This is a genomic window from Pseudomonas sp. LB3P14, from assembly GCF_054898045.1.
The window spans coordinates 2,813,478-2,832,192 of record NZ_CM142714.1; the positions used below are offsets into that span (position 1 = coordinate 2,813,478).

Annotated in this window: 18 protein-coding genes and 3 pseudogenes; 17 read left to right on the forward strand and 4 right to left on the reverse strand. The window is 58.0% G+C overall.

All coding sequences use genetic code 11. The annotated features are described in order from the left end of the window. Positions 1-74: 74 nt before the first annotated feature. The 5 genes from ACYZT5_RS13040 (at position 75) to ACYZT5_RS13060 (ending at position 4,135) form a co-directional block, all read left to right on the forward strand. Entirely contained in the window at positions 75-1,016 is a 942-nt protein-coding gene (locus ACYZT5_RS13040; RefSeq protein ID WP_462051467.1) for a carbon-nitrogen hydrolase family protein, read from the forward strand. A gap of 72 nt (positions 1,017-1,088) precedes the next feature. Beyond that, complete coding sequence (locus ACYZT5_RS13045) at positions 1,089-1,523, forward strand: GFA family protein (RefSeq protein ID WP_462051468.1); 435 nt, start codon at positions 1,089-1,091, stop codon at positions 1,521-1,523. 82 nt (positions 1,524-1,605) lie between these two features. Beyond that, complete coding sequence (locus ACYZT5_RS13050) at positions 1,606-1,743, forward strand: hypothetical protein (RefSeq protein ID WP_462051469.1); 138 nt, start codon at positions 1,606-1,608, stop codon at positions 1,741-1,743. A gap of 228 nt (positions 1,744-1,971) precedes the next feature. Further along, the gene (locus ACYZT5_RS13055) at positions 1,972-2,277 is read left to right on the forward strand and encodes a panthothenate synthetase (RefSeq protein ID WP_462051470.1); all 306 of its coding nucleotides are present in this window, start codon (positions 1,972-1,974) and stop codon (positions 2,275-2,277) included. Between the two features lie 361 nt (positions 2,278-2,638). Beyond that, entirely contained in the window at positions 2,639-4,135 is a 1,497-nt protein-coding gene (locus ACYZT5_RS13060; RefSeq protein WP_462051471.1) for a methyl-accepting chemotaxis protein, read from the forward strand. 42 nt (positions 4,136-4,177) lie between these two features. Here the strand turns inward: ACYZT5_RS13060 and ACYZT5_RS13065 are convergent. The 3 genes and pseudogenes from ACYZT5_RS13065 to ACYZT5_RS13075 all read right to left on the reverse strand — a co-directional run bounded on the left by ACYZT5_RS13065 (position 4,178) and on the right by ACYZT5_RS13075 (position 6,986). Beyond that, positions 4,178-5,019: pseudogene (locus tag ACYZT5_RS13065) on the reverse strand (extracellular solute-binding protein). A gap of 1 nt (position 5,020) precedes the next feature. Next, positions 5,021-5,929, reverse strand: coding sequence for an N-carbamoylputrescine amidase (gene aguB, locus ACYZT5_RS13070; protein ID WP_462051472.1), 909 nt, complete (start codon positions 5,927-5,929; stop codon positions 5,021-5,023). Between the two features lie 4 nt (positions 5,930-5,933). After that, the gene (locus tag ACYZT5_RS13075) at positions 5,934-6,986 is read right to left on the reverse strand and encodes an agmatine deiminase family protein (protein WP_462051473.1); all 1,053 of its coding nucleotides are present in this window, start codon (positions 6,984-6,986) and stop codon (positions 5,934-5,936) included. 149 nt (positions 6,987-7,135) lie between these two features. Here ACYZT5_RS13075 and ACYZT5_RS13080 point away from each other — a divergent pair, with 149 nt between their 5' ends. The 12 genes and pseudogenes from ACYZT5_RS13080 (at position 7,136) to ACYZT5_RS13135 (ending at position 17,324) form a co-directional block, all read left to right on the forward strand. Next, positions 7,136-8,014 carry a LysR substrate-binding domain-containing protein gene (locus ACYZT5_RS13080; RefSeq protein ID WP_462051474.1) on the forward strand — a complete coding sequence of 293 codons (879 nt, stop codon included), beginning with the start codon at positions 7,136-7,138 and terminating at the stop codon, positions 8,012-8,014. A gap of 93 nt (positions 8,015-8,107) precedes the next feature. After that, positions 8,108-8,512 (forward strand): antitoxin Xre-like helix-turn-helix domain-containing protein, encoded by a 405-nt coding sequence (locus ACYZT5_RS13085; protein ID WP_462051475.1) that lies wholly within the window; start codon positions 8,108-8,110, stop codon positions 8,510-8,512. Then, complete coding sequence (locus ACYZT5_RS13090) at positions 8,506-9,198, forward strand: RES family NAD+ phosphorylase (protein ID WP_462051476.1); 693 nt, start codon at positions 8,506-8,508, stop codon at positions 9,196-9,198. The genes ACYZT5_RS13085 and ACYZT5_RS13090 overlap by 7 nt, the downstream gene beginning before the upstream one ends. 132 nt (positions 9,199-9,330) lie before the next feature. Then, positions 9,331-9,732, forward strand: a complete 402-nt coding sequence (locus ACYZT5_RS13095; RefSeq protein WP_154911624.1) for a hypothetical protein — start codon at positions 9,331-9,333, stop codon at positions 9,730-9,732. 166 nt (positions 9,733-9,898) lie between these two features. Then, on the forward strand, positions 9,899-10,675 hold the full coding sequence (locus ACYZT5_RS13100; RefSeq protein WP_462051477.1) for a nucleotidyltransferase domain-containing protein: 777 nt from the start codon (positions 9,899-9,901) through the stop codon (positions 10,673-10,675). A gap of 76 nt (positions 10,676-10,751) precedes the next feature. Continuing rightward, positions 10,752-10,891, forward strand: a pseudogene (locus ACYZT5_RS13105) (integrase); the annotation flags it as partial. A 403-nt stretch (positions 10,892-11,294) separates the two neighbouring features. Next, positions 11,295-12,161: a TauD/TfdA dioxygenase family protein gene (locus ACYZT5_RS13110; RefSeq protein ID WP_462052246.1), complete on the forward strand. Its 867-nt coding sequence runs from the start codon at positions 11,295-11,297 to the stop codon at positions 12,159-12,161. 578 nt (positions 12,162-12,739) lie between these two features. Continuing rightward, a pseudogene (locus ACYZT5_RS13115) lies at positions 12,740-12,916 on the forward strand (TauD/TfdA dioxygenase family protein); the annotation flags it as partial. A 405-nt stretch (positions 12,917-13,321) separates the two neighbouring features. Next, complete coding sequence (locus ACYZT5_RS13120) at positions 13,322-14,266, forward strand: chromate resistance protein ChrB domain-containing protein (RefSeq protein WP_462051478.1); 945 nt, start codon at positions 13,322-13,324, stop codon at positions 14,264-14,266. Next, the gene (gene chrA / locus ACYZT5_RS13125; RefSeq protein WP_462051479.1) at positions 14,259-15,617 is read left to right on the forward strand and encodes a chromate efflux transporter; all 1,359 of its coding nucleotides are present in this window, start codon (positions 14,259-14,261) and stop codon (positions 15,615-15,617) included. Before ACYZT5_RS13120 ends, chrA begins: the two co-directional genes overlap by 8 nt. Before the next feature lie 83 nt (positions 15,618-15,700). Continuing rightward, a complete protein-coding gene (locus ACYZT5_RS13130) occupies positions 15,701-16,153 on the forward strand; it encodes a chromate resistance protein ChrB domain-containing protein (RefSeq protein WP_462051480.1) in 453 nt (150 codons plus the stop codon). A 130-nt stretch (positions 16,154-16,283) separates the two neighbouring features. Beyond that, positions 16,284-17,324 carry a YncE family protein gene (locus tag ACYZT5_RS13135; protein ID WP_462051481.1) on the forward strand — a complete coding sequence of 347 codons (1,041 nt, stop codon included), beginning with the start codon at positions 16,284-16,286 and terminating at the stop codon, positions 17,322-17,324. A gap of 250 nt (positions 17,325-17,574) precedes the next feature. Here the strand turns inward: ACYZT5_RS13135 and ACYZT5_RS13140 are convergent, their stop codons facing one another. Then, positions 17,575-18,711 (reverse strand): nickel/cobalt efflux protein RcnA, encoded by a 1,137-nt coding sequence (locus ACYZT5_RS13140; RefSeq protein ID WP_462051482.1) that lies wholly within the window; start codon positions 18,709-18,711, stop codon positions 17,575-17,577. Between the last annotated feature and the right edge of the window lie 4 nt (positions 18,712-18,715).

The following is an 18,715-nucleotide window of genomic DNA, read 5'->3' on the forward strand; positions in this document are numbered from 1 at the left end:
ATTTTGAACTAGCCCCGCTACTTCGCCACGCGCACGCTCAAGCCTTCGAAAGCCAAAAGCCAAAGGAGAACGCCATGACCAAGGTAGCCATTATTCAGCGCCCGCCCGTGCTGCTTGATCGCAGTGCGACGATCGCCCGGGCCGTGCAATCGGTCGCCGAGGCTGCGGCGACGGGAGCGTCGCTGATCGTTTTGCCCGAATCGTACATTCCCGGTTACCCGTCGTGGATCTGGCGGCTGGCGGCAGGAAAGGACGGGGCTGTAATGGGCCAGTTGCACACGCGGCTGCTGGCCAACGCCGTCGATATCACCAACGGTGACTTGAGCCAATTGTGCGAGGCCGCCAGGGTTCACGCCGTGACGATCGTGTGCGGCATCAATGAATGCGACCGGCGCAATGGCGGCGGCACGCTCTATAACAGCGTAGTCGTTATCGGCGCGAACGGCGCAGTGCTCAACCGCCACCGCAAGCTGATGCCAACGAATCCCGAGCGCATGGTGCATGGCTTCGGTGATGCCTCCGGGTTGCGTACGGTCGATACACCGGTCGGCCGCATTGGTGCGCTCATCTGCTGGGAAAACTACATGCCGCTGGCACGCTATTCACTGTATGCCCAAGGGGTGGAAATCTACGTCGCCCCCACGTACGACACTGGCGAGGGCTGGATCAGCACGATGCGTCACATTGCACTCGAAGGCCGCTGTTGGGTGATTGGCAGTGGCACCGCGCTGCGCGGCAGTGACATTCCCGACGACTTCCCGGCGCGTACGCAACTGTTTCCCGATCCGGACGAATGGATCAACGACGGCGACTCGGTGGTGGTCAATCCTCAAGGCCGGATCGTGGCCGGTCCCTTACACCGGGAGGCAGGCATTTTGTATGCGGACATCGACGTCGCACTCGTGGCGCCAGCGCGGCGGGCGCTCGACGTCACCGGGCACTACGCGCGCCCTGACATTTTCGAACTGCAGGTGCGACGCACGCCGGCGACAGCAGTGCGCTACATCGACGGGTGAAGTCAGGCAACGTTCAGGCGATCCATGCCATGTCCGACGGTATCGCCTGGCAATTGATCAAGGAGTCATGCCATGAGCATTGAACGGTCTTACAAGGGCAGTTGTTTTTGCGGCGCAGTCGAGTTCACCGTCAGCGGCGAGCCGGCCGGAATGGGCTATTGCCATTGCGAGTCGTGTCGGCATTGGTCAGCAGGACCGGTCAATGCCTTCACGCTATGGAAACCCGAGGCGGTGCAAGTGACTCGGGGTGCTGACAACATCGGCACCTACAACAAGACACCGCGCAGTTACCGCAAGTGGTGCAAGACATGCGGCGGGCACCTCTTCACTGAACATCCGGAGATGGGGCTCATCGATGTGTATGCCGCGGTCATCCCGGATCTCGCGTATTCACCAGGCGTTCACGTCCATTATCAGGAGACTGTGCTGCACATCAAAGATGGATTGCCCAAGCTGAAGGATGTCCCCAACGAATTAGGGGGATCGGGCATCAGCGTGGACGAATAGCGCTAGCGAGGTAATAGCGCCCAGTCGCTAAGCTTTATCAGAAGACCCATTCGCAATTTTCTGAAAACTCAGGAGGCGAACAATGAGCAAACAACCTCAACCCCGCAGCCGCGCCAACCCTCAGCCCAGATCCCGCCCGGTAGTGCCTGCCCTGCCTGACAAAACGGGCAACAAGCCCGGCGGCTTGCGCGGCAACTACCCGCCGAAGCAGTCGAATTGAGCGATGAGCGGTTCGTTTCCCGAGCTGCGCAGCAAGCCAACTATCAGGGACTTTCTCAATCCTTGAAATGGGCTTCATGACCGCCCGTAACCCTGCCCGAGGGCTGGCTCACGCTTCGCTATTCTTGATGACACGAGCCGCGAGGACTGTTGAATGGATGGCCTGCGGCATGAGCACCAGACGCAAAGGTCTGGCTACAGGGTTGCACGTTGAGCAGAGGATTGAATGATGAAGATGTTACTGATGGTCGAGTGCCCTAATGAGCCCTTCAACTCCCTTGTCAAAGCCGGGACGGTGGGCGAGGTGATTGAGCGCATTCTGGCAAGCATCAAGCCTGAGGCCGCGTACTTTACTGAGCAGGATGGCATGCGCGGCGGGATCTTTCTGGTCGACGTACAAGACTCATCCGAGATCCCCGCTTTAGCCGAACCGTTTTTTCTCAACTTCAACGCCAACTGCAAGTTCCGTATCGTGCTGAGCCCGCAGGATCTGCAAAAGGCCGATCTGGGGACGCTCGGGCAAACCTGGGCGTGAGGCGCATCCATTGCCAGTCAAAACCGCATCGCCGAAAGTGGTTCAGATCGTCTGATCGAAAGCCGCGCTGCATGAATGAGTAGCTTTACCGCGGTACTCAACGAAAAGCCCGGCCTTACATGCCGGGTTTTTTCGTGCGTCGCGAGCGCCAGCAATTTTCCCTGGCCGGCACAGGTGCAGACCTTGGCCGCGTCACTTCAGCATTACTTGCCTCTATTTCCGACATTGTTTTGCGTGTGCACCGTCGAACACGTCAAGGGTGATGGCAAACGGCTACTCTATTCACCGTCTTTGCGGCATCCTGACCGGCATCAGCCACAAGTCTGCTTCATCCTGGCTCAATTACATGGAGTAAGCGTGCATGCCCTTCCCCCCTCGTTTTCTCGAGCACTACCGCAAAGCCGACCGAATCATGCTGGGCTTGATCTGGCTGATGTTCCTCTTCGCGTTGGGTCTGGCTTACTGGCACGACACCTTTATGCAGGCGCTTTTGGTAGGTGGGGGCACGAGCCTGCTGCTGACGGTGTTTTATCGCGCAATGGGCGGAACGCGGTTGATGCGGTGTTGCCTGGCCATTGGCTTGATGGTCATGGCCGCCTTGCATATCAACCAGGCCGAGGGCGTCATTGAATCCCACTTCGGTATATTCGCGTTGCTGGCGGTACTGACTTTTTATCGCGACTGGCTACCGATTCTGGTCGCCGCGGCAACGATCGCCGTTCACCACGTAGTCTTCCATGCGCTGCAACATCAAGGTTTCCCGGTCTACGTCATGGCGCATCACGGTGGGTGGACGATGGTGTTCGTTCACGCCTTCTATGTGGTGATGGAGACGGTCGCCCTGCTCTATCTGGCTGTGCACAGTCAGGCCGAAGCGGTGGAGAGCCAGGACATGCTGGACAAGATGCTCGCGGCCACGTCCCAGCTCACCGTCGATCCTGGCAAGGGAGACAAGGCCGGGGTGCATGTCTCGCTTGCGGATCGTTTCGATCAATTCCTGATGCAGATTACCGCCCTGGTTGACGGGGTTGTTCGCGATTCTCACGGCCTCGGTGAGCTGGGCCAGGAGCTTGCCAAGGCGAGCAACACGCTGGAGAAAGGGGCCAAGCATCAGCTGACGGAAATTGCCCAGATGACGGGTTCAATGCAGCGCATGGGGGACGCGATGGGCCATATTGGTGTTCACGTCGAACATGCCGCTGAACATGCCGGCCAGGCCAGCGTGCAAATCACGCGAGGACAGGAAAGTGTGAACCGGGCACAGCATGAAATCACTCAGTTGGCATCGCGCCTAAAAGGCACGAACGAAACCGTGCAGGTGCTGGCGGGACAGGCGGAGCAAATTGGTACCGTCCTGGAGGTTATCAGCAGTATCGCCGACCAGACCAACCTCCTGGCCCTTAACGCCGCCATCGAGGCTGCTCGCGCCGGCGAGCAAGGCCGAGGCTTTGCCGTTGTGGCCGATGAAGTGCGCAGCCTGGCGCAGCGAACGGCCGTCTCCACGAAGGAAATCAGGACGATCATCGAGGCCTTGCAGCAAGGCAGTCGCAAAGCCGTCGAGGCGATGCACGACAGCCGCGAAGGCGTGGAGCGTTGTGTCGAAGACAGCCAGCTGGCGGCAGCGATGTTGCAGGCGGTGGGCAGCGACATTTCGCACATCGATGAACTCAATGGACGCATTGTCACCACCACCCGCGAACAATCCACGGCAAGCTCCGAAATTGTCGGACGCTTGCAGTCTGTGCAGACCATCGCGCAAAACACCGCAGACGATGTCGAAACCCTTGCCCTGAGCAGCCAGCGCTTGCCACCCATTGCTGTTCGCCTGGATGCGCTGGGTCGCACGTTTCACCAGTAATGCTTGATCCGGACTACGCCAACGGTGGGTGACCGGTCCCCCTCATTTCGCGGTGGCCGTCTTGAACTTGGTCCAGGTTCGCATGCGCGCCCGCATGTCGGACTGGGGAATGTCCTTGCCAGGAATCAACCGTGCGTAAGTGGCCTCATCGATGTAAATGTCCGGGTTGTCGCGCATTGTCGTATCGACGCTTGGACGTGCCTTGGAATTGGAGGTGGGATAGCCGGTGAAGTTACTGATGGCAGCCATGTTCTGCGCACGCATGACGAAGTTGATGAACGCATAGGCGTACTCCGGATGTTTAGCGTCGACAGGAATCGCCATGGTATCCACCCACACCGTGGTGCCTTCACGGGGGATGCGATACCGCAATCAGCAAATTTGGCGGCCAGTTCCGGTTTGAACAACATGTCGAGGCTATTGACCGGGGCATCCGGCAATCGCTGTTTGATCTGCCCGGCATTGTAGGTCAGGCCGATGGTGCCCCAGGTGTAGGGAACGGTGGCCTGGCTCGAATGTTCATACTGCGTACGCAGCTTCTGCAAACCGGGCTCGATGTCATTCAGGGCCATGAGTTTTGACCGGTCCAGCGGTTGCAGGCTGCCCGCGCGCATCAAGCGTTCGGCGACGGTGTCGCCCGGGAAGATCAGGTCATAACCGCTGCCGCCGGCGAGCATTTTGGCTTCCAGTGTCTCGCTGCCATCCATGACGTCGTAGATCACTTTGATCCCGGTTTCGGTGGTGAATTTGGCTAGCGTGTCTTCGGCAAAATAGTCGGCCCAGTTGTACAGCCTGAGGGTTTTCTCCTCCGCGTGCAGCGACGGCATGGCACAGCCAAGTGCCAGTCCCAGGGCGCCGCTCAACCACGTGTTGATCGTGTGCATATCAAACCCCTTGAGTGTTCCAGCGTGCATTGATGTGACGACCGTCCTGAGTCAACAGCGCGCCGTACATGTCCGGACGGCGATCGCGGAAAATGCCCCAGCTCAAGCGCTCTTCGCCCATGGCTGCCAGGTCCAGGCTGTGGGCCTGCACGCCGGTGCTGTCGCGGTCGGCCTCGGCGAGCAACTGGCCTTTGTGGTTGCAGATAAAGGACGAGCCGTAGAAGCTCATTTGCAGGGCTGGATCGGTGGTGGCCACCTCGCGGCCAATGCGGTTGGCGGCCACCACTGGCAGGAGGTTGGCGGCGGCGTGGCCGCGCATGGTCATCTGCCAGTGGTCACGGGAATCCAGCGTCGCGCAGCCAGGCTCAGAGCCGATGGCGGTGGGAAACAGCAAGACTTCAGCGCCCATCAACGCCAGGCAGCGTGCGGTCTCGGGGAACCACTGGTCCCAGCAGATGCCCACACCGATGCGCCCAAAAGCCGTGTCCCAGATACGGAAGCCGGTATCGCCGGGGCTGAAGTATTCCTTCTCCTGATAACCGATGGCGTTGGGGATATGGGTCTTGCGATACATACCCAGCAGACGCCCGTCGGCATCGGCCACGCTCAAGGAATTGAAGTAAGCATTACCGGCCTTCTCGAACCAGCTCAGCGGCAGCACCACACCCAACTCTTTGGCCAACGCGGCAAAGCGCTTGAGTACGTGGCTGTCTCGATATTCTTCAGCCAGTGCCAGGTGTTTATGGCTTTGCTCGATGCAGAAATAGGGTGTGGCAAACAGTTCCTGCAACAGGATGACCTGGGCGCCCTTCGCAGCCGCCTCACGCACCAGCTGCTCGGCCTTATCGAGGTTGTGTTGCAAGTCCCAGGTGCAGGGCATCTGGGTTGTGGCGATGGTCAGAAGCGTCATGGCATCAGCCCTCCACCGGCCAGGCGGGCTGTTGCTGGGTGATGCAATGCACTCCGCCACCGCCATGAGCCAGGTGATTGATTCGCACCGGCACTACCTCGCGCCCGGGGAACGTCTGAGCCAAAACCTCGGCAGCCGCGTTGTCGGCCTCAATGCCGTAGGCCGGCATGATGATCGCGTCGTTGGCGATGTAGAAATTGGTGTAGGAAGCGCAGAACACTTCTGCCTCGGTGTCCACGGCGTCGGTGGCTTCATACAATTCGATCAGCTCGAACTGTCGGCCTCGGGCATCAGTGGCCAGTTCCAGCGCACGACGGTTTTCGCGAGCCACTTCGGCATACACCGATTGCCGGTCGTGGGTGGCATCTACCAGCAAAACCCCAGGGCGGGCGAATGCGCACACGCCATCGACATGGCCGTCGGTCATGTCGCCGGTCACATAGTCCGGATCGCCTGGCAGCCAGATCGTCTTCTTCACACCCAGCAAACGCGTGAAGATTTCCTCTATTTCAGCCTTGTTCATGCCCGGGTTGCGATTGGGGTTGAGCAATACCGATTCGGTGGTGATCAGCGTGCCCTCGCCGTCCACATGGATGGCCCCGCCTTCATTACTCAGCGCGGTACCAAAGCACTCCACGCCCAAGTGATTGAGTGCGCGGCGCGCCAGGCTTTCGTCCAGGTTGTGGGCCGACTTGCCGCCCCACGCATTGAAGCGCCAGCTCACCCCGGCCAGGCCTTGTTGCGGATGGCAGACGAAGCTCGGACCAGAGTCCCGGCACCAGCTGTCGTTCACCGCCAGCTCGATCAATTCGACGTTTGGCCCACATAACGCTTTGGCGCTGGCGACAGCAGAAGGGTCGACGACCAGTTTCACCGGTTCGAAGCGGGCGATGGCGTTGGCCACGCGAGCGAAGTCCTCTTGCACCTGCGGCAATGTCATGCCCCAACCGGACTCCCAGAGTGCTGTGTTGTGTGGCCAGACCATCCAGGTGGCGACATGCCTCACCCACTCGGCCGGCATCATCCAACCACTGTTTCGAACTTCATTCTGCTGCATGACATGCTTCATGATAAAAAAAGCCCTTTTAGTTAAGCCATTGTGTTCAACAAAACTGCTTGGGTGGTCCTGGCATGCATGCTACGGCCGTAAATACAGGCAAACAAACGATGGATTTTGCAGACAAATGATTAGAGGAACTTATCAATATGCTCAAGCACTGGCCGCCTCTCAGCACCCTTCGCGGCTTTGAAGCCGCCGCCCGGCTGGGCAGCTTCCACAAGGCGGCCGCCGAGTTGCACCTCACCCAATCGGCGATCAATCAGCAGATCCGCAGCCTTGAGGCGTACCTTGAACAACCCTTGTTCTTTCGCAGTGGACGCAGCGTCAGCCTGACCGATGCCGGTCACGACTTGCTCAGCACCACCCAGGCGATGCTGCAACAGCTGGCCGTCGGGATTCGCCGACTGGGGCAGTACCAAAAACCCAACCAATTGGTCCTCAACACCACACCGGCGTTCGCCCGTCACTGGCTGCTGCCGCGTTTGGGAGATTTTCGCCGCGAGCATCCGGACGTTGATCTGTGGATTTTCAGTACCGATGAAGTCCCGGACATGACCACCCAGACTATCGACCTCGCGGTGCGCGATGACATCAGTTCCCAAGCCGAGTGCAGCTTCAAGGTGCTGCACGCCGACCGCCTCTATCCGGCGTGTCACCCGAACCTGTTGGCGCTGCCACGCGAACAGCGCACAACCCTTCACGGCGAGCGGGAAATGGACTGGAGTCACTGGGCGGTGGAGGCTGGCATTGATGTCGGTCAGAAAGACCAGGGGCTGAATTTTTCCGACCCCGGCCTTCTGCTGGACGCCGCGTGCGCGGGCCTCGGTATCGCTCTGGTCAGCCAACTATTGAGTCGACAGGCACGCGCCAATGGCGTGTTGCAACCCTTGGTGGAGCAAACCATTCGTGGTCCGAACTGGGCCATGCTGACCCATCGTGACAGTGAGAATAATGCGCTGGCGCGAAGCTTCAGTGAGTGGCTGCTGAGTAACCTGGAAGATCGCCCAACAGGGTTGAACGGCTAATAACGCTGTAATGTCCGCTGGTCGAGGCAGACTTGCTCTGTAGATTCAACTTAACTATCTTTGAGTCTATGGATTCACGATGAGGTATTGAACATGGCCGCTGCCCTCCAGGAACAAGCCTTTACCAAGAGCCAGTGTGTGACGGGCCTGCGTGCCGCTGTTGGCATACTCGAAAAATGGGGTGCGTCCAGCGATCAGGCCTGCCGCATCCTGCGCATTTCCCGCAGCACCTACACCCGCGCCCGGCAGCGCGACCCCGACTGGGCTGTGACGCTGGACTCGGACCAGATGCAGCGCATCAGTTTTGTGCTCAACATCCACGCCGCGCTGCGCCTGGTTTTCGATAACCCGGAGAACGTCTACGGCTTCCCGTCGATGGCCAACGACAACGAGTTTTTCAATGGGCGCTCCCCGCTCGAGATCATGTCTCAGGGCGATATGATTTCGTTGTATGAAACCTTTCGGCGCATTGACGTGCTGCGTGGCGCGCAATGGTAAAGGTGAATGAACTGGCAGAACTTGCCGGAGAGCGGTTACAGGCCTATCGACTGGTCAATTCGAAGTTTCCACCTATCGCGATGTTTGATGACGTTGCGGACGCGGATGAGTTTGAGGTGCTGTATCAGATACAGGCGCTGACGAATCCCAGGCTGAAAAATGAAGTGGGTCATCTTGAGTTGATTCCCCGTGATCAGATCCCGTTCGGCATTCCTGGCTGCTCCTACGCGACAGCGCCTTTTACCCACGTCAACCCGGCGGGTTCGCGGTTCAGCGATGGCAGTTTTGGTGTGTTGTACCTTGCGGACTCCATGGAGACGGCGCTGGCCGAAGTGCGGCATCACCAAAGTCTGTATTGGTCGAATGTCCCGAGCCTGAACTATGAGCGGTTCGTTTTTCGGGGGCTGTCTTGCTCTTTCGTGGACGTGGCGATGAAAGATGCTGCAGCTATTGCGATGACTGATCCTGTTTATTCGCCTGACGATTACACGCATTCCCATCGCTTGGGGAGGTCCGTTAAAGAGGCGGGATGTCCGGGCATTCGTTACAACTCTGTGCGGATGCAGGGCAGTTATTGCTGGGCGCTGATGACGCCGAGACCGGTTTTATCAATCATTCAAGCAGCGCATTACGAGATGGTCTGGAATGGTCAGGTGACTAGCGTCAGTAAGGTCAGCGAAGCCTGATCGCGCCCACGCCGGACTTCCGCATCCATTGACTCCGTCAATAGTCACCATTAATTCAATGAAGTTCTCAAAAAAAATCCTCGGCGTAACATCCGCTCCATACCCAACACCTACACCCCGGAGCACAAAATCATGAAACGCCAAATCCTCCTCAGCATCGCTTTCTCGGTTTTTGCAGTTAACGCTTTCGCCGCTACCTCTGCTCACCCGGTTGTCGCTGAAGGCGGCTCGGATCGTCTGATTGAAAGTCGTGTAGCTGAGGGTGGTTCGGATCGCCTGATCGAAAACCGCGTCGCTGAAGGTGGTTCCGACCGTCTGATCGAGAACCGCGTTGCTGAAGGTGGTTCCGACCGTTTGATCGAGAACCGCGTTGCTGAAGGTGGTTCGGATCGTCTGATCGAAAACCGCGTCGCTGAAGGTGGTTCCGACCGTCTGATCGAGAACCGCGTCGCTGAGGGTGGTTCCGACCGTTTGATCGAAAATCGCGTCGCTGAAGGTGGTTCCGACCGTTTGATCGAAAACCGCGTTGCCTGAATGAATGGCTTTACTGCGAAACCCAACAAGAAGCCCGGCCTGACAAACCGGGCTTTTTTACGCTCTCCATTTACTCAGTCAAACTCTGGACAGGCAGCTATCGGCCAAGAGCAGCCACTATTGCTCTGTTAAAGTACCTCTCTGAACACAACTCACGGACGGCTTCATGGAACGATTCCATCCTCGTGGCATTGATGCAGACGGTTATATCCTCACCGTGTCCAACGTCGAGATGCAGCCACAGTTTCAGGATTTGCTGGCGGACGTTTGCATGACGCTCGCTCGGTCGGAACCTCTGCTCGACGGGATTTATCTTTATGGCAGCGTCGCTAGAGGCGACGCCGTGCCGGGGGTTTCCGACCTGGACCTAACCCTTGTTCTGCACAGCCCTCCTACGTCGCAGGATCTGGAATTGCTGGAGTCGAAAAAGCGCACGCTGGAAAGTCGGCATACCGAAGTCATCAAGATCGATTTCGACATCGGTAGTCGTTCTGAAGTATTGGAGGCTGACAATCGATTGAGCTGGGGGTATTGGCTCAAGCATCACTGTCGTTGCTTATGGGGGAATGATCTGACCAAGCGCTTCGACCGGTTCAAGCCGTCGCGTGATATCGCCATTGCCGTGAATGGTGACTTTGAATCCATACTGACCCGGTATGCCGATCTTATCAATCAAGCGACCACACCGACCCAATCGCTACGCCTGCAACGCGAAGCCTCGCGCAAACTCATCCGGTCAACTCAGGTATTTCGCTCTGAACAGGACCTGATGTGGCCGCAAACACTGGAAGAGCACGTCGAACTGTTTGTTCAGCATTTCCCGTGCATGAGAATGCAGATCTTTTTTTTCTTGTCCCAGGCAAGGAACCCATGCGCTAAGCCAAAAGAGTTTACGACTCAGGTCCATAATTTTTTGACCTGGATGGCTTCAGAAACCGGTTAGGTCCGCTTTGGGTCGGATAGCGACCACGCACCGTGACTGATCCACGCTTGTCCTCCCTCAACGTGGAGGACAAGCTATGAACACTATAGCTACATACAGCCATCAGCCTTGGAACAAGGGAAAGCTTGTCGGGCAGAAGCCCTACTCCGAGTCAGAGATATCTGGGCCATCCGGGTCAGACTCCAGCTCGTGGAGACGACCCTGTCACCCGCACTTCGACCTTCCGGAACGCCGCTGCGGTGTACCGCAGGGCGTGCGTGTCCCAAAAGGGTAAACGAATGTCCCAGCCCGTCATTCGAACTTTGTCCTGCACGCGGATACTGCCTTGCATCCGAACGGTTGAAGGACCCATGCGATGAGCCTGCCCTGGGTATCTGCACCGACCTAGACCCGTCCGTGACTCGCTGGGCGCGCATGCGCCAAAGGCCAGGATGCTCCGTGCCTGAACCCAATCAGAAAGACTTGAGTGCGCCCCCCAGCACGCGGTTACCCGTATATCCGTGCCATCTGTTCAAAGACTTACAGGCTGAACCAGGAGATAGTGATGACAGAAATTCACGTAACCCGCCCCATTGCAGGCGCTCCGGCGATCGTCAGACCGTCGGCACTCAAGAACTCCCTGAAAGTCGAGCGCCTGTCGCCGGCCCTTGGGGCCGAGATCAGCAACGTCAGTCTGGTCGATGCCAGCCAGGACGCCGAGCTGTTCGCGGAGATAAAGGCGCTCTGGCTCAAGCACAAAGTGCTGGTCTTCCGCGACCAGGACATCACGCCGCTGGAACAGCAGACCTTTGCCGAGTGCTTCGGCGAACTGGATGTCCACAGGGTCTACGCCGGCATGCCGGACGCACCGAAGATCCTGGTTATCGATGAAGCCGAAAAAAGCAAGCTCCCCGGCTACACCAAACCGAGAAGCTTCGAGAACAACTGGCATTCCGACACCATGTCCCAGTCCGAGCCGCTGAAGGGCGCGGTGTTGCGCTGCGTCCACTGCCCGGAGCTCGGTGGCGATACGCTGTGGGCCAACATGGCGCTCGCCTACGAGATGCTGCCGGAGCGTGTGAAGCAACAAATCGAGGGTCTGAATGCCAGGAGCAGCGTCGAGATCGCGTTCTGCGGCGGCATGTCGAACGAGAAGCGCCAAGGGTTTGTGACGAACAATCCGCCCCCCGAGCATCCCGTCGTGCGTACCCACCCCGAGACCGGCGAGAAGATCCTCTATGTGTCCATGGGCTATGTCACCCACTTCACCAACTGGCACGACGGTGAACGCACGCGGTACGGCCAGGACATGCACGAGGCCTACCAGTTGCTGAGTTACCTCGCCTCGCAGGCCACGATTCCCGAATTCCAGATGCGTCTGCGCTGGCGGCCGAACACCGTCGCCATCTGGGATAACCGCTCGACCCAGCACTACGCGGCGTACGACTACGACACGCAGCCCCGGCGCATGCTGCGCGCCGGCCTCATGGGCGACCGCCCGGTCTGACAACATCGTTGCTACACAGCGAGGTTCGCCCCCCCCTTCCACAAGGAGGGGGCAATTCTGGCCTTAAGTTCCTAAGCTTGTCTGCGGCTCCGGTGAATTGCTCCACAGTCGCGGCCTTGCCGAGTATCACTCTTCGCGAACGCTCACCCTGTCATCCGCCTCTTTAACCCTCTGGAACGCCGCTGCGGTGTACCGCAGGCGTGCCTGTCTCGAACTGTTAAGCCAATGTCCCTATCGGTCATTCGAGCGCTGCCCTGAGCGCGGACACTGCCTCCATCCGAACGTTAGAAGGAGCCGACGCGATGAACCTGTCCGGTACCTGCGTCGAGCCCACGCGACGATTCCTTCTTGCCTGAAAAACCAAAACAACTATAAGGGCCGCCATCGGGGGTGGCCCGAACACGGAGACACGTCCATGACTACCCCTCGTGCACCTGCCATCGTCCGCGCTGGCTCGTTGTCTGATTCGATCAAGGTCGAGCAACTCACCTGCTCCATCGGTGCGGAAATCAGCAACGTCAACCTCGGTGTCGCTTCGCGCGACACGGAGATGATGGCCGAAATCCGCAAATTGATGCCTGCAGTACCTGATCAGCCGGGCGTTTATCCCCGAGTACCAGGTGCGCTTCCGCTGGAAACCGAACAGCGTCGCTCTGTGGGACAACCGCAGCACCCAGCATTTAGCCGTGATGGATTACCCACCCTGCCACCGAAAAATGGAACGCGCCGAAATCATCGGTGATACCCCTTTTTAACCTGGCCGGCTAATTCCATCTTCCACGCACGAGACCTGAGTCAGGTCTCGCGTCCAACCTATCTCACCGGAGCAAAGAATCGCCCTCAGTTTTATGGATACATCTGAATTGTTTCTTGCCATTTTCTGCTGTCACGACTGACCGCTTGGGGTTGGTAGCTACTTGTTGCGAAGGACTGCAATCGGCCAAAAGCAGCCTTTCACCCCTTGCGGCCATTAAGCACTATTGCCTTTGAATCGAAAGCATTTCTGACAGCCATCACATCACACGACATTTACGCCCCCCCTGCTAGTCGTCATTCTTTGCTCCTACCTACGCAAAACTCTTAACTCTGAAGGAGAGCTTTTCAATTGCCCGGATCAAGTTTAAGGTAGTGAAAACTACATAATAAGTAGATTACATCACATGGAAAATTGGCTTATTCTGATTCTCGGTCTGCCTACTGCCAATGCCACCGAACGCATGCGTGCCTGGCGCGCTTTGAAAGCTAGCGGTGCGGCAGTCTTACGCGATGGTGCCTACCTGTTGCCGGATACCGGTGCCTGTCGTGAAGCGCTAGCGTCTGTCGAGCGAGACATCCTGGCGATCAATGGCACCTCCTACGTCCTGCCTGTCATCGACCCGAATGGCGAACGCTTCGTAGAGCTGTTCGACCGTAGCGATGACTACAGCAAGCTAAGCGCTGAGATCGAAGCGTGCCGGGCACAGCTCAATTCCGAGAATGCGCTGTCCAGCACGAAGCAGATTCGCAAGCTGCGCAAAGCCTACGATCAGCTGGCATACATCGATTACTTTCCTGGTAAGCCGAAGCGGCAGATCGACTCAGCGTTGCAGGAGCTTGAGACAGCGGTCAGCAGGGCCCTGTCTGCGGATGAGCCGCATAGCTGCGACCAGCCAATCATGGCGCTGAGTCGTGGCGACTATCAGGGCCGCGTATGGGCTACCCGCAAGCGTCCCTGGGTCGACCGATTGGCCTGTGCCTGGCTGATTCGCCGTTTCATTGATCCCAAGGCTCAGATCCTCTGGCTGAACCACCCTCAGGACTGCCCAGCAGATGCATTGGGTTTCGACTTCGATGACGCGACTTTCAGTCATGTCGGCAACCGCGTGACCTTCGAAACCCTGCAAGCCAGTTTTGAAATCCAAGAGCCCGGTCTGGGCCGCATTGCAGCCTTGGTGCACTACCTCGATGTCGGCGGTATTCAGCCGGTGGAGGCTGCCGGTATCGAACGGGTACTGGCCGGGCTACGCGAAACCATTACCCATGATGACCATTTGCTGGCTGCTGCGAGCGCCATCTTCGACGGCCTGCTCGCAACGTTTGTGAAAGAGGAACAACTCAATGATTAAGGCTTCCCCATCAGCTGCTGAAGAGGATCTGTCGAGGCCTGAACCGATCAGTTTGCGTGAGGCGTTTTGGTTCTGGCTGAAGTTGGGATTCATTAGCTTTGGCGGGCCCGCAGGGCAGATCTCGATCATGCACCAGGAGCTGGTAGAGCGGCGGCGTTGGATTTCCGAGCGGCGGTTTTTGCATGCCCTCAACTACTGCATGCTGTTGCCAGGGCCGGAGGCTCAGCAGCTAGCAACCTATATCGGCTGGCTGATGCATCGAACCTGGGGTGGAGTGATCGCCGGAGTGCTGTTTTTGCTGCCCTCACTGTTCATCCTGATCGCGCTGTCCTGGATGTACATCGCCTTCGGCGAAGTACCAGTGGTGGCCGGGCTTTTCTATGGCATCAAGCCCGCCGTGACGGCCATCGTCGTGCAGGCGGCCCATCGAATCGGCTCGCGCGCGCTGAAGAACAACTGGCTGTGGGCTATGGCGGCGGCGTCGTTTACCGCGATCTTCGCGTTCAATGTGCCGTTCCCGCTGATCGTGCTGGGAGCCGCGTTAATCGGTTATATCGGAGGCCGCCTGGCTCCCGAGAAATTCAGAACCGGGGGCCATAGCGCCGCCAAAAAGTCCTTCGGCCCGGCCTTGATCGATGACGACACCCCGTCCCCTGACCATGCCCGATTTAGCTGGTTAAAACTGACTCTACTGGTACTCATCGGCGCAGCACTGTGGGCGTTGCCAATGGGGATCCTGACCGCACTCTTTGGCTGGGAAGGCACCTTGACCCAAATGGGTTGGTTCTTTACCAAGGCGGCGCTGCTGACTTTTGGCGGTGCCTATGCGGTGCTTCCTTATGTCTATCAGGGCGCGGTCGGCCACTATGGCTGGCTGACACCGACACAAATGATCGATGGCCTGGCACTCGGGGAAACAACGCCTGGGCCGCTGATCATGGTGGTGGCTTTCGTCGGCTTTGTCGGCGCCTATGTCTCTCAGGTGTTCGGTGCCGATCAGGTGTTCCTGGCGGGTGCTCTCGCTGCCACGCTGGTGACCTGGTTCACGTTCCTACCTTCGTTTCTGTTCATCCTCGCGGGCGGCCCGCTGGTGGAATCGACCCACAACGAACTCAAGTTCACCGCGCCGCTGACCGGGATTACTGCCGCTGTGGTTGGGGTGATTCTCAATCTGGCGTGTTTCTTCGGCTACCACGTGCTGTGGCCCAAAGGGTTCAGCGGCAACCTGGACTGGCCTTCCGCGCTGATCGCAATTGCCGCAGCGATTGCCTTGTTTCGCTTCAAGCGTGGCGTGATTCAGGTACTGATGGCCTGCGCGCTCGTAGGCTTGGCAGTGCATCTGCTGCGCTAGAGAGCAGGAATTGATTAACTGTCTCTGGCGGGCACTGGGCCTGCCAGATCACCCAGCCTACTGAGCTAGGCAGGAGGTGTTCCATGAGGTGGATTACCCGTGAACGACCCAAGATCGACCGCATTGCCTGTCCTTGGCTGATCACTCGTTTTATCGATCCTGAGGCCGAGCTCTTGTACGTGCCCAGCCGAGAAGTTTTGTCGATTGCCGCCGAGAGGGACGCAACGCCTTACGATATTCCGGGCGTTGAGCTTACGCATGAGGGCGAGCTGTGCAGCTTCGACGCGTTTCTGAAGAAGTACCAGCTCAGTGAGCCCGCCTTGCAGCAGCTGGCCAAAATCGTGCGCGGGGCAGATACCTCCCGCCTGGATCTGACGCCGCAATCGGCTGGGCTGTACGCCATTTCACTGGGGCTATCGCAGCGTTATGTCGATGACCACGAAATGCTCGCACATGGTTTGATCATGTATGACGCGCTGTATGCCTGGTGCAAGGAGTGTCAGGGCGAGTCGCATAACTGGCCTCCGCAAATGTGAAGAGACCTGTTCACACTGAAGCCCATCCCAGAGTTGAGCTCATGATCAGTGAAATACTGCACGTTCTAATCCTGCATGACGGGGACAAAGGCAGGGCGATTGAACCCGCCCTGCCCGAGCAGAGGGCCTCATGAACATATGGCACAATCGACGTTTCGCTCTGCCAGTCTTCGCCGTCCTGTTAATTGCGCTAGCCATTATGGACGTCGCAAGCCTTCGTTACTGTCAGGCGGCGGATGAGACGCCGACTAGCGACCTACCACTGAAGCACGTCACCGACATTCCATTGCCCGGTGGCGCCACTCGGCTCGACTACGAGAGCTACGATCCAGAGCGCAACCTGTTGTTCATCGCACATCTTGGTGACGGCGAAGTTATCGCCGTTGACATGCGCGAGTCCCGAGTCGTTGGACGCACTGCGAACGTCTCGTCGGTACACGGCGTGCTCGTTATTCCTGAGTTGTCGCGTGTCTACGCTTCGGCGACGGGCACCAACGAAATCGTTGCAATTGACGAAGCGACCCTGGCCATTGTCAGTCGCATACCGGGCGGTATCTATCCAGACGGCATGGCTTATGTGCCCGACCTTCACAAGCTTTACGTTTCGAACGAAAACGGCGAGACCGAAACGGTGATCGACGTGCGCACCAACACTCGTGTTGCGACGATTCCGCTGGGAGGTGAAGTCGGCAATACACAATATGACCCGGTATCACGACACATCTTCGTCAATATCCAGACACGTCGGCAACTTATCGAAATCGATCCCGCGACCGACCAAATTGTGGCGCGCATTGATCTGCCTGGGGCGAGAGGCAACCATGGTTTGTTGATCAATCCGCGTGACCGGCTTGCCTTTATCACGTGCGAAGGTAACGACAAGCTCCTCGTACTGGACATGCACACCATGCGGGTTATCCAGGAGTTCGATACTGGGGGAACCCCTGATGTGCTTGCGTTCGATCCAGTGCTGAGCACACTTTATGTGGCTGGAGAGGCCGGCATTGTGTCGATGTTCCACGTCAAGGGTGCAGTCGTCACGAAAATCGGCAGTGGTAGCGTGGGCCCACGTGCGCACGTCGTTGCCGTCGATACCGCGACGCACCGTTCGTATTTTCCGCTCAAGGATATTGATGGGCACCCGGTACTACGGATTATGGAGCCCCGGTAGCGCATCCGTGCTGCGGCACCGCCGAAGGTAAAGGCTCAATTGGCAAAGTTTTTTGAGTCGATTTCAAAAGCGTAGTCCATAAAAAAGGCCGCCTTCAATGGCAGCCAATAGTGTGAATTACGTGATGGTACAGCCCGAGTATTGCTGTTCCAGTGCTGCAAAATTATGACAGCTCGACTAAAGGTCTGCGGTAGCTGATCGGTAAAAGATGGGAGGCCTTGATTCGGGCCTCCAGTTGGTCGACCAAGAGCTATGCGTTCAAGCCGATCCAGCCATGGATGCCCACGTACAGGCCAACACCAATGATCAACACGCTGGACAGGTAAGGTGCTCGACGAGCAACGGTGCCCAACCAAGGCCAACGGTTGGAGGCTTGTCTTGCCCCAATGGCGGCAGCAGCACCAACAGCCACCAGCGTGATCGCCAGGCCAATGCTGAAGCACAGAACGAGCAAGCCTCCCAGCGCAACCTCTTTAACCTGAAGACAGAGCAGCAGAACGGTGATGGCAGCAGGGCAAGGAATCAGACCGCCCGTTAAACCGAACATGACGATCTGGCCCGTGGTGACCTCTCGGTTGGTGAAGCGCTTACGGATATCGTTGGCATGCGCACGTTCATGCGCATCCTGATAGCCATCAATCGACAACTCCAAGCCTTCCAGCTCGGAGTGTGCGTGTCCGTGATCATGCTCCTGATACTCCAGGTCGTAATCATGGGAATGCCCCGCATGCCCAAGACTCAAGCGAGCGTTAAATTCATGAGGCTCTGGGATATCGACCGTCGACTCCAGGAAACCTTCGCGCTCGACGAATGAGAACGCTTGAGTGCTGCTGTCTGGACGGGTAGTAGTGAGGTGGACGTCTGAGGCGGGCCAGGCATGCCCGGTCAACGCTTTCAGGCGCCAGTGCGGTGGCATACCTTCTTCAAAGATCGACAGTTCGATGCGGCCATGGCCGGTATCGATTCGATGGGTTTCATCATGATGACCATGGTCATGCTCGCCGTGGTGGTGATCATCACCTTGCTCGAATTTGAACATCTGCTCGCCGCGCCATGTACGCCAAAGCATCCAGAGTGCAATCACAATGATCAGAGCAGAGGATGCGAGCTGAAAGTAAGGCTCAGTGGTTTGAGCATCCAGGCCTTTGCCCAGGTACATGCCGCCGATGGCGACCAGCCACACCACCGCAGTGTGCGACAGCGTAGCGGCCAGTCCAAGCAACACTGCCTGTTTTACCGAGCCACGAATGGCCACGATGAAGGCGGCCATCATGGTTTTTGAATGACCCGGTTCCAGGCCATGCAGAGCGCCGAGCAAGATAGCGCTCGGGAAATAGAGCCAGGCGTGTGAACCGCCCTGCTGCAAGAGTTCAGCGAAGTTGGGCATGTCA